Origin of the sequence: Streptomyces sp. 142MFCol3.1 (assembly GCF_000424945.1) — a bacterium.
GTDB lineage: Bacteria > Actinomycetota > Actinomycetes > Streptomycetales > Streptomycetaceae > Streptomyces > Streptomyces siamensis.
Genome location: NZ_AUKV01000041.1, coordinates 66001 through 76091, shown reverse-complemented (window position 1 = coordinate 76091; position 10091 = coordinate 66001). Strand labels below are relative to the sequence as shown.

Annotated in this window: 12 protein-coding genes; 5 read left to right on the top strand and 7 right to left on the bottom strand. The window is 68.9% G+C overall.

What is annotated here, in order from left to right:
- The 3 genes from H305_RS0138170 to H305_RS0138160 form a co-directional block, all read right to left on the bottom strand.
- On the bottom strand, positions 1 to 918 hold a 918-nt coding region (locus H305_RS0138170), incomplete at its 3' end, for a putative T7SS-secreted protein (RefSeq protein WP_028805091.1).
- Positions 919 to 1011: 93 nt separating this feature from the next.
- A complete protein-coding gene (locus H305_RS0138165) occupies positions 1012 to 1659 on the bottom strand; it encodes a hypothetical protein (protein WP_028805090.1) in 648 nt (215 codons plus the stop codon).
- A 113-nt stretch (positions 1660 to 1772) separates the two neighbouring features.
- Positions 1773 to 2510 carry a hypothetical protein gene (locus tag H305_RS0138160; protein ID WP_158690652.1) on the bottom strand — a complete coding sequence of 246 codons (738 nt, stop codon included), beginning with the start codon at positions 2508 to 2510 and terminating at the stop codon, positions 1773 to 1775.
- Between the two features lie 455 nt (positions 2511 to 2965).
- Between H305_RS0138160 and H305_RS0138155 the strand changes: the two genes are divergently transcribed.
- Genes H305_RS0138155 through H305_RS0138135 form a run of 5 tightly spaced genes read left to right on the top strand, consistent with a single transcriptional unit; the run spans position 2966 to position 6654 of the window.
- A complete protein-coding gene (locus H305_RS0138155; RefSeq protein ID WP_028805088.1) occupies positions 2966 to 3268 on the top strand; it encodes a hypothetical protein in 303 nt (100 codons plus the stop codon).
- A gap of 7 nt (positions 3269 to 3275) precedes the next feature.
- Positions 3276 to 4550 carry a hypothetical protein gene (locus H305_RS0138150; protein WP_028805087.1) on the top strand — a complete coding sequence of 425 codons (1275 nt, stop codon included), beginning with the start codon at positions 3276 to 3278 and terminating at the stop codon, positions 4548 to 4550.
- 13 nt (positions 4551 to 4563) lie between these two features.
- Positions 4564 to 5454 (top strand): hypothetical protein, encoded by an 891-nt coding sequence (locus H305_RS0138145; RefSeq protein WP_028805086.1) that lies wholly within the window; start codon positions 4564 to 4566, stop codon positions 5452 to 5454.
- A 14-nt stretch (positions 5455 to 5468) separates the two neighbouring features.
- Positions 5469 to 6119 (top strand): hypothetical protein, encoded by a 651-nt coding sequence (locus H305_RS0138140; RefSeq protein WP_051371433.1) that lies wholly within the window; start codon positions 5469 to 5471, stop codon positions 6117 to 6119.
- A gap of 7 nt (positions 6120 to 6126) precedes the next feature.
- The gene (locus tag H305_RS0138135) at positions 6127 to 6654 is read left to right on the top strand and encodes a hypothetical protein (protein ID WP_028805084.1); all 528 of its coding nucleotides are present in this window, start codon (positions 6127 to 6129) and stop codon (positions 6652 to 6654) included.
- A 96-nt stretch (positions 6655 to 6750) separates the two neighbouring features.
- Here H305_RS0138135 and H305_RS53680 read toward each other — a convergent pair whose 3' ends face one another.
- The 4 genes from H305_RS53680 to H305_RS0138115 form a co-directional block, all read right to left on the bottom strand.
- Positions 6751 to 7311, bottom strand: coding sequence for a hypothetical protein (locus H305_RS53680; RefSeq protein ID WP_028805083.1), 561 nt, complete (start codon positions 7309 to 7311; stop codon positions 6751 to 6753).
- Between the two features lie 122 nt (positions 7312 to 7433).
- Entirely contained in the window at positions 7434 to 8027 is a 594-nt protein-coding gene (locus H305_RS0138125; protein ID WP_028805082.1) for a hypothetical protein, read from the bottom strand.
- On the bottom strand, positions 8020 to 8670 hold the full coding sequence (locus tag H305_RS0138120; protein WP_037766672.1) for a hypothetical protein: 651 nt from the start codon (positions 8668 to 8670) through the stop codon (positions 8020 to 8022). The genes H305_RS0138125 and H305_RS0138120 overlap by 8 nt, the downstream gene beginning before the upstream one ends.
- Entirely contained in the window at positions 8667 to 9998 is a 1332-nt protein-coding gene (locus tag H305_RS0138115; protein ID WP_028805080.1) for a hypothetical protein, read from the bottom strand. Before H305_RS0138115 ends, H305_RS0138120 begins: the two co-directional genes overlap by 4 nt.
- Between the last annotated feature and the right edge of the window lie 93 nt (positions 9999 to 10091).

Below are 10091 nucleotides of genomic sequence, written 5' to 3'. Positions count from 1 at the left end.
GCCGCCGGGTATGCAGTCCATGGCGGCAAAGGCAACGTCCAGCAGACTGGCTTGGCCTTTGCGGTATTTGTTTAGAGTGTCGGCCAGCACGACCAATGCCGCCACGACAACGATCGCCGCCAGGATCGGCCCGCCGATGATCATCGCGATGATCCCGACCACCGCGACCACGACCTTGCACACCGCGACGATGGTGTCCCAGTTGTCGGAGAACCAGTCCCCGACCTCCTCCCACCACTTGCGGTTGTGGATCCCCGCGTCCGACGCCTCGTCGATCTTCGTCTTCGCCGTGCGAGCGGCCTCCTCGCGCATCTTCCGCGCGTCCTCGGCCATCTTCTTCGCCGCGTCCAACGCACCGTTCGCGCTCGTCACATCGGACTGCGCCGACGTCTGCGCCGACTTCGCATGCTGCGCATCCCGCGTGGCGGCCCGGACCTTCGCCTCGTCCGGCTTCTCCTTGTCCTTGCTGCCGGTCGGGTCGTCCTTGTACTTGTCGGCTTCCTTGTTCGCCCGCGTCACCCACGAATCCGCCGACGAAAGACGCGACTTGGCCGAGGAGAGGTCGGACTGCGCCTCACGGCCCTTCGCCAGAGCCTTGTCGGCGAGGGCCTGCGCACGCTCCAGCACCGGCCAGTACACGGCCAGCGCATCCCCGGCCATCTCGTACGACTTCTTCAGCTTCTTCAACTGCTTCGGCACGCCCGAGAACTCGTCCCCGAACGCCTTCGCAGACTTCCCCGCCCACTTCAGGACCGCATCCTCGTCCGCCATGCCCTTGATCAGGCGGAGCGCGTCCCCGACATCGTCGGCGAAGTCGTGCAGGTTCTTGGACAGATGACGGACCCGGTCCGGGTCGCCCGGCGTCGGGTCCTTGTCCAGGTCCAGGACATGCCAGTCCCCCGGCCGATTCCCCGCCATACCGCAACCCCCGTCACGCCCACACCACAACAACCGTACGAACGATCGAAGTTACTAGGGATGTGCGGGTGGCGGGAAGGCCGTTCGCCCGGTCTAGTTCGCGAAGCGGAACGTCGAGGTGATGGCGTCGAAGATGTCGAAGAAGGAGTCCGCGAGGTCGAGTACCTGGCTGCTGCCGGCGACGAGGGCGACCTTGCCCTCCTGGCCCGGCACGGGGATGAACGTTTGCATGAGCACGGCGCGGACGGTGCGGTTGAGGGCGTCGTCCGGTACGGGGATGTCCTCGATGCCGTAGGTGCGGGCCGCCGGTCCCACGCCGGGGATGTCGACGGTGGTCACCTTCCGCCAGGCGTCGCCCTCCTTCTTCGCCTCGCGCACGGCGAGCCCGCCCGCGATCGTCGCGGGGTCCGTCGAGAGAGGGTCACCGGACCGGGTCCGGCCGCCGACGATCGAGACCGTGACGGACGCGGTGATCGGGGTGTCGCCGCCGAAGCTCTCCGCCATGCAGCCGCAGTACAGCGCGCCCGACTTCCACGCGTCGGCCGCGGACTTCCGCAGGAAGGCGGTGTACGTGTCGCGGTACGCGGCCAGCTCCGGATGCTGCTCGATCCGCTCGCCGACCATGCGCCGTACGGAGTCGTCGCGGGACTCGGGCCGCACGTCGAACTCCCACCACGACTCGGGCACCTTGATGCGAAAGCCACCGCGCTCGATGGTGAGCGTCTCCATGTAGCGGGCCATGGCGCGTCCCCCGTTGCTCGTCCTTCAGTTCGGCCGGGTCAGCCTACGAGGTGACGTGCGGCGTCATTCGGGCGCCTCGGCCTCGTCACGGACTCGGCAACCCGGCACTTCGCTCAGACGTACAAGGACCGTTCCGCGAAGGAAAGCAGCTCTTCGAGCTGGATCTCCCTGGGCGCACCGGCATCCGGCTCCCACTCCGCCAGGAGGTGGACGTCGTGCCACTCCACGCGCCACACCTGGTGATGCCTGTTCTCGAACTCGACGAAGCTGCCCGGGCCCCCTTCCAGCAACTGGATCTCCTCCAACAGGCGGCGTGGCTCGGCGAATCCACGTCCCGAGTTGGCGCTCCGGCTCTTCGTCCGCGTATTCGCGTAGCGCATCTTGAGGTAGGGAACGGGGGCCCGATCCAGGTTGTTCATGCGCAGCATCCGGTACCGGGTCACTGCCTCGTCGAGCGTCTCGCCCCCGGAGAACTCGTCCGCGTACGCCGGGAACGTGAGACGGACCAACGGGGTCAGGTCCGGATTCTCGACACGGTAGAAGCGGTGCACTTCGGCGCCCACTCCGGCGACGACGTCGAACGTCCGCCCGGGCGGTGCCACGAAGCCCGCTGCCGCCCCGAAATGGGGGTTGTGCCGAAAGATGTCCGCTTCACGGTCCCTCGCGAACATCAAGGTGGCCGTCGCCAGTTCCCGGTCGTAGGAATCTCTGCCGCTCAGCTGAAGCAGACGCTCACCATCGGCCGACAGTGCCCCGGCGAAGTCGATGCCCGGCGCCGGCGTCCAGTGCCAGGCGTCGTCGAGTCCCGGAAGCGGGGTGGCGTTCGGAAAACCGGTCACAACTGCGCGCATGTCCATGGCTTCTCCTGAGTCGACCGCACGAGTATCCGTCGTCGGCTTCCTGTACATGGGTTGCCCGCCGTCCGGCCTCCGCGAGAGTCCTCGGACCAATCCATCACTTCCAGACGGTCCGTGCGGGTGGACGCCATTCGTGTGGTGCCGTCGGAACGCGCACGAAGCGATGCCCTTTCAGCGAGTACGCGGCCGTCCACGCAAACCCTTCCCACCCACCCCAATCCCCCCGATCCACCCTTCGCGATACGCAAGAGCGAAAACTCCCCGGCCGCGCCAAGGCCAGGCAAACGCAGCCCCATAGGCATCCCAAACAACACCCGGAGAGGAGCCCTCCCGGGCGCGCTGGCCGGAACCGTCCTTAGGATTGGCCGGACGGTCGCCGTGGCCGGCGGGGCGTCCGCTCACGCTCCCGTCGGGGCGATCTGTTCACAGAGGCAACGGGGACGGACATCGTGAGTGATCTACGGCTCGAGGACACGATCTTCGAGGATCTGAGGAAGACGTTCTCCACCGTCACGGACCGCATGGACACCGCTCGCCGCACGCTGCGCGGCACCGACGGCTCGGTCGTCGGGGACGCGGGTCTCGTGGACGACGTGCACGACTTCGCCGACGACTGGGGCTACGGCATCAAGCAGCTCGGCAAGCACACCCAGGGCGCCATCGAGATGATCGACAAGATCGGCGAGTCCTTCGAGAAGCTCGACCTGGATCTCGCCGAATCGCTCAAGTCCCCCAAGAAGAAGGGGCACTGAGGCACGCATGGGACGCCCTCCCTTCCCCCACATAGGCTGGGACCCGACGCCGGGTGACGTCGAGCAGACGCGCGAGCTCGCCAAGAAGCTCGGCGGGCTCGCGGGCGAACTCGGCACGGCTCTGCGGGAGTTGCAGCAGATCGAATGCGGCGCCTGGAAGGGCAGGACCGCGATCGCGTTCAGCGAGCACATCTCCACCGATGTCACGCCGCTGATCAAGAAGAGCCACGACTCCTTCGACAAGGCCTCGCGCGCCCTGCACCGCTGGGCCGGGCAGCTCTCCGGCTTCCAGGACGAGGCCGACCGGCTGGAGAAGACCGCCGGCGACAAGCTCGACGCCGAGGACAAGGCCGAGAAGAAGGCCGAGGGCAAGGGCAGCGACGAGCTCGGCAAGGCGTCCGGCGCGGTCGACAAGGTCATCAGTGACGTCCACGACCTCGAGGACCGCTACAAGAAGGCCGCGGCCCTCATCAGCAAGGACCTCGACAAGGCCGCCGACATCGCACCGGACGAGCCGGGGTTCTGGGACAAGCTGGGGCACGGGATCGCGGACGCGTGGGACGCCACCGGTGAGTGGATCAAGGATCACGCCGATCTGATCGCCTTCATCGGCGACCTGCTCAGCGATCTGACCGCGATCCTGGGGCTGCTGGCCATCATCACCATCCCCTTCGAGCCCCTCGGCGCCATCTTCGGTGCCGCGGCTCTCCTCACCAGCGGTCTCGCCCTGTTGAGCCACTCCATAGCGAAGGCCGCCGGGGCGGACGTCAGCTGGATGGAGATGGGTACGGACGCCCTCGGGCTGCTGCCGGGCATCGGCCTGTTCGGCAAGGGGGTCAAGGTGGCCACCAAGGCGACTGCGGCGGAGCGGGCCCTGATGTTCGGCAAGGGGATGCAGGGCACGGAACTGGCGGCCGGCGCCCGCAACCTCTTCGCCACCGGAGAACTGGCGCAGAAGGTGGAGGGCGGACTCCCCCTGCTGGGCAAGCGGATCGTGCTGGGCGGCTCGTTCAAGGAGATCGGTTTCATCAGCTCGGGCTCCGGAACCATGAACCGTCTGGCGGGGCTCGCCGAAGCGGGCTACCACCAGGGCCAGTGGATCGGGACCAAGGGGCTGAAGCTCATCAGCGGCAACAGGCTGGCCCTGAACCCGGAGACTCCCGTGGGTATCGCCCTCGACGCCGCGGGCAAGATCGGCCCGAAGATCACCACCATCACGCAGCACATCGGAGAAGCGGTCAACCCCGGCGAACGCTTCCACGACGCAGCCACCTCACACTGAAGGCACCATTCGGATGGCTACTTGGCAACCCGCCCCCGGTGAGACCCTCCTGGCACGCACCCCTGGCTGCTTCGCCACCGGCACGGCCGTCGCCGTCGCGGGTATGCGGTGGTTCCGGGACAACGAGCGCAACGACATCCAGCACGAGCTGACAGGGTGGCCCGAAGGCCCGGAATTCACCATCCGGTCGAAGACCGAACGGCGGACCCGGGCAGCCGGCGGTTTCGCGGGCCGTGCCCTCGCTCTGGCGGTCATGGGTGCGGTGGAAGCGCTGGCTTCCGCGGGGAGCGTCGGCAGCAGTCCCAGGGGGACCGGTTCCGCGCAGGACCGTGCGAACGAGGTCGAGGACTTCCCCGTCCTGTGGGCCGCGCCCGGCACGCTGGCACGGACGCTTCCCTGGCAACTGGATCCGGGCCGCTGCCCGGACGGCTACCGCACCCATGTCATCGTCACCGATCGCCGCGTACTGGTTGTCGGCTTTCCCGACGACGACACCGCGCGGGACGAGGTGCTCTGGGAGACGGACCGGGACGCCATCGCGCGGGTCGAACGCAGGACCTTCACGCGGATGGGGGTGGAGGCGCAGATCGTCTTCGCCGACGGGTCCTGGTGCAGGCTCGCCCCTCCGGAGGCCGACAGCCACTGGGAGGTCGTACGCCATCTCGCCCACGCGTCCGAAGTCGTCCCGCTCGACGCGCTGACGCCCGGCCAGCGGGAGACCGTGGCCGCCTTCGCGGCGGAGCACGCCGCGCTCCGCACCGTGGTGACACGTCGGCCCAGCGGCCATCTCACCATCGAAGCGGTCTCGAAGCCGATTCCCGACCCGAGCACGGGCGCGGATCCCCACCTGAAGATCATGGGGGCCGACGGCGAGCCCGTGAAGTCCAAGCCGGGCGACCTCTGAGCGGAACGGCACGCATGACCCTCTCGACCGGCTCCATACCTTCCGTGCCCTCCGACGGATCCGACATCCCCCCTGTCTGGTTCTCCGTCCCCGAGGGCCTCTTCACCCTCCCCATAGCCCCCACCGTCGAGCAACGCACTGCTCTTGCACACGATTTCGTCCGCGAGCTCTATGCGCGGGGCGACGAGTCGGTCTGGGCGCCCGCAGCCCCCTACTACGCGGCGATCGCCGAGTACATGGCCGGCGAGGGTGTCTCGTACTCCGCCATGGGGCTCTTCTCGACCGAGGAAGGCGGTGTCGCCCAGTGCGCGTTCACCGTGGCGGCGGTGGAGACCGACCAGACGGACCCGGAGGTCGCCGCGCAGGGCACGCTGGCGGTCCTCACCAAGGACCCGCTCAACGACGCCCGTCGGCTCGATCTGCCCTGCGGCCCCGCGGTCTCCTGCATCACCCTGCGTGAGCTCACCCTGGATCCGTCGGTGACCGCGAGTGGCGAGGAGGCCAAGCTCCTCACGGGACAGATCCAGGTCCATGTGCCCTTCCCGACGGGTCCGTACACGGCGGTCTGCACGCTCTCCACGGCGTCGACGGAGTACTGGGGCGAGTTCTGCGACATGGTCGCGGCGATCCTGCAGACCGTCTCCTTCGTCGAGCCGGAGGACTGAACCCGCCATGGACGAGAACACCGTCGATCGGTCCGGTCCGCCCGCTGTCTGGCCGCACCGGACGCCCCTCGGCACCACTTGGCGAGGCGTCGCCGTCCTCGCGTTCACGCTCGTCGCCATGGCCGCCGGTGCATGGCTCGGCTCCTTGCTCGTCCCCTACGACGACCGTGCGGTGACGCTCCCCACCGGGCCGGTCGCCCTGGCGGTGGGCGGTCTGATCGGGGCGTGGCTTCGGGCACGCAACGGTTTCCTCGCCGTCGGAATGATCGGGAGCCTCTTGGGCTCCCAGGCCGGTGCCCACCTCCTGCACGACGGCCGCGTCTCACCGCATCCCCCGTACCTCGCCCACTCCCACTGGACGGCCTACGAAGTCTCGCTCCTGGCCCTCGGTACCGTCGCCGCCCTCGTCGCCGTCGTCTGGGGCACGGTCAGCGGTCACCGCCGTCCCCGTCCGTACTCGGACAAGAAGCAGCCGGACGCGAGGAGGCGGTCCGCGGCGGAGGAAGCGGACACCCAGGAGTCCACGTCGCCCTGAGCCGAGGAGCCGGCCGCCGCGCCCAAGGCCCGCTGTGACGGCCCTCTGTGCGGGCGGCGCACCTGTGCCAGGAGGTCCGTCAGCGCCCACGGTCGACTACCGCTGACGTCCCGCCCGGCTCTTTCCCTTGCCCTTCTTGCGGAGCCTGCGCAGGCGTTCGCGTTCGCGCGCACCTCGCGCCTCGGCCCGGACACCGCGCAGGCGGAAGCAGAGCCAGCCCAGGAGCGTCGCGGTGAGCAGGTACGCGAGAAGAGCGCCGCCCGTGCCCGGGATGTACTGGCAACTCGTCTTGTAGGAAGGGCAGTTCCTGCCAGGCAGGGCTCCCAGCAGGTACATCCCCGGGGCGGCGGCGGCCACCCAGCAGACGGCCGCGCCGGTCCCCCGTGCCATACGGCGCAGGCGCGGCCGACCGGAGGGCCCATCACCGAGCCAACTGCCTCCGAACGCGCCGCCGAGCGTGACCAGCCCGAGAGCGCAGCCCACGGCCCACGGCCCGCCCGGCCGGTCCAGGAGCTCCGGTGCGGTCTCCCGCACGAACCCCCGCCATGTCCCGAGGGCCAGCAGAATCGCCGCGGCGACCGCCAGCAGGCCGAGGACGAACCCGGCGATCGCGAGCCCTTGCCGCGCCCGCGATCCGTTTCCTGTCTCGTGCGGCACCTGTCTCTTTCCTCGCACATCCGCCGTCGGCGGGCTCACGACTCCACGGTCAGCGTCTTGACGATGCCGTCCGCCGCGTCCGTGTGCGTACCGTGAGGCGGAGGCGAGCATGCAGACTCGGGTCAGAACTCCACGCTCAGAGTCCGCACGATGTCGTCCGCGGCCTTCTCCATCTCGTCTGCGATGCCCGGAACCCTCCAGGACATGAGGAGAACCAGTGCGCTCTCCGCGCCGGTGGGCACGACACCATAGGTGATCGTCTCGAGGAGAATTCCGGACCCGCCGGCCGGTGCGCCGTCGGCCGCGAAGTTCTGGCGGATGCACACCGCGCGACCGATCGACAGTTCGGTGTGCGTGATCTGTGGGGGCCCGAAGTCGTGGGCGCTGAAGGTGTCCGCCAGCCATTCGAGAGTGATCTGGGGAACCGTGGTGTCGGGGTGGATCAGGTCCACTTCCAGCGTCGCGAGCGAGGTGTCGAAGCCGTCCGGGTACAGGGCAAATGCGTAGAACGGCTCGCGGCTGCGACTGTCTTCGGCCTTGGCACGCAGGTCCTTCCGCACCGCGCGCTTGTCCACCTCGTAACCCGCCGCCTTGGCACGCTCGCTCAGCTGCGCCGCCGTGGCCTTGGCCCACCCCTTGACGTCGTCCGACGGAAGGACCGGAAGAGGTACCCAGTCCGTCGGGCAGACGATGCCGCACGTACGGATGTCACTCATGCGTTTCATCACCATCGATCCAGCGCAGCGAGCCCGCTACGGCTTCGAAGAGCTCGACCATCGCGTCGGCGATCTGGACGAGCGGGGTGGAGAAGGTCAGGAGCAGGTGTGCGCCTGCTCCTGGCACGGGGATTTGATAGTCCAGCGTGACTGACGGGAGCACCTGGTCAGTGCCGCCCGGTAGGTCTGCGGGGGCTGGGCGGTCACTCTGCCCCGTCATGCGGCGGACGCGGGCCGCGGCGCCTGTGGGCAGCTCGACCGCAGAGACTTCCGCGTCCCCGTCGGCCGAGAGGAGGCCGACCAGCTCGTACACGGTCGGCAGAGTTCCGCCGGGTGGCGGTGGCAGCAGTGTGACCAGGAGAGAAGCGGGGATGGTGAGGGAACCGGCATCCTGCAGGCTGATGTACAGCTCGATCCCGCCGTCCTGGAATGCTGCGACGGCTTGAGCCAGTAGGTTCTCGCGCACTTGCTGCCTGATGTGGGGAGCGTTGTCGATGCCCGCGAACTGGCGTTCCAGCAAGGCGTCGACGGACCGCTCGCGCCCTTCCGGGTCGATGCGCACGCGAAACCAGCCCTGCGGCAGAAGCAGCCGGTAGTCGGTGGGCGGCGCGACGTTGTCGCCGGCTCCAGGGGTCGGACTCACGATGGCTCCGGTGTCGTCGGTGTGTCGGCTGCCGCGGAGTGCGGCCTGTCGTACGAGCACCGGCTGATGAGCGCGTCGACCGCCGCGGGGCCGAGCTCGCCCACGATGGTCAGCGCGGACAGCACACCCGCCAGGAGCGCCGGACCTCGGTCGCTCAGGATGCCCGGCAGCAGCGGGAGGCTGAAGATCGAGATGATCAGCACCTCGTTGCTGCCTATGACCGCGCTATGCCAATTCGTCGAGTCACGGGCTTCCTTGGCGTCCATCGGCGACATGCGGTGGGCGTCGGCCGCGAGAGTGTGGCCCGTCCACCAGGGCTGCGTGCCCTTCGAGCCCCGCGTGCTCTCTCGGCCGTGCCGGACCTCCTCGTCCATGACGGGAACCCCGAGTGCCGATCTCAGCGCGGCCCAGCGCTCATCGCCCTGGACGCCCCCGAACCAGTACCGCCAGGGCAGAAGCACTCGGGCTTCGCCCTCGCCGTCCCGGAATTCCACTCCCAGCGGCTCCCCTGTCTTCGACGCGACCAGGCGCACCAGCCTCGCGACTCCGTGGGCGCCGTTCCGCCCGAGCCGACGTTCCTCACCGACGGTGTTGGTCAGGACCACTTCCCTGGGCAGTACGCGTACGCACGCCGTCCGGCAAAACCGTCGGGTCGCCCCTGCGTCGGCCTCAGGGGAAGGCGTGATCACAACGGTATCGGTGGGCCACACATCTCGCCGGTTGCGCCACCAGGCGCCGACGCGCACCACGGCGTCGGCCGCCGGTACGAGGAAGAGGGCTACGGCAGCAACGGGAAACCCCCAATCGGGGGCGGCTGCGAAACCGACCCCGAGAGCGATGAGCCAGCCGAACCAGCCGATTCCCCTGGCCCAGCTGTGCCAGCGGGGAAGTTCGGCGTGGACCGCCCTGTCGGACTTGTCCCCCAGTCCCCCGCCCGGCTCCTCGCCGACGTCACCCGACCGTGGACTCTCCTCCAGCGGGATCCCGAGGGAAGTGACGAGTTCCCGCAGCCCCGTCCGCTTCAGGCACTTCGACGGACGAAGATCCAGCACTCCGACGACCTGCGCCTCCGGCAGCCATTCCGCGAGTGGGACCCGCAGGATGGTTCGTCCGTCTTCTCCTTGGAATGCGAGTACACCCCAACGCTCGGCGGAGCGCTTCACGACGGTCTCCCACAGATCACCGGGGGGAGTGAAGACGGCACGCCGGATGCCCCCGGCGCCGACGGCGTAACGGCGCTCGCGCAGCCGGCGATCGCGTACGACGAGGGTCCTTCCGTCGGTGTAGAGCCGGGCCCGGCGCACGACAGAGGTGTTGTGCGGGCGCATGCCCCGCGGGCGCACCACCGGTTCGGCCGGCTCCCGAAGCGACGTACCCGATCCTGATCGCTCCGTCGCCGACCGCCCCGATCCACGCTCAGT

Excerpts from the sequence above, each read along its gene's own strand:
- H305_RS0138165 (WP_028805090.1), bottom strand. The coding sequence starts at position 1,659 with ATGGCCCGCTACATGGAGACGCTCACCATCGAGCGCGGTGGCTTTCGC.
- H305_RS0138160 (WP_158690652.1), bottom strand. The coding sequence starts at position 2,510 with ATGCGCGCAGTTGTGACCGGTTTTCCGAACGCCACCCCGCTTCCGGGA.
- H305_RS0138150 (WP_028805087.1), top strand. The coding sequence starts at position 3,276 with ATGGGACGCCCTCCCTTCCCCCACATAGGCTGGGACCCGACGCCGGGT.
- H305_RS0138145 (WP_028805086.1), top strand. The coding sequence starts at position 4,564 with ATGGCTACTTGGCAACCCGCCCCCGGTGAGACCCTCCTGGCACGCACC.
- H305_RS0138140 (WP_051371433.1), top strand. The coding sequence starts at position 5,469 with ATGACCCTCTCGACCGGCTCCATACCTTCCGTGCCCTCCGACGGATCC.
- H305_RS0138135 (WP_028805084.1), top strand. The coding sequence starts at position 6,127 with ATGGACGAGAACACCGTCGATCGGTCCGGTCCGCCCGCTGTCTGGCCG.
- H305_RS0138125 (WP_028805082.1), bottom strand. The coding sequence starts at position 8,027 with ATGAGTGACATCCGTACGTGCGGCATCGTCTGCCCGACGGACTGGGTA.
- H305_RS0138115 (WP_028805080.1), bottom strand. The coding sequence starts at position 9,998 with ATGCGCCCGCACAACACCTCTGTCGTGCGCCGGGCCCGGCTCTACACC.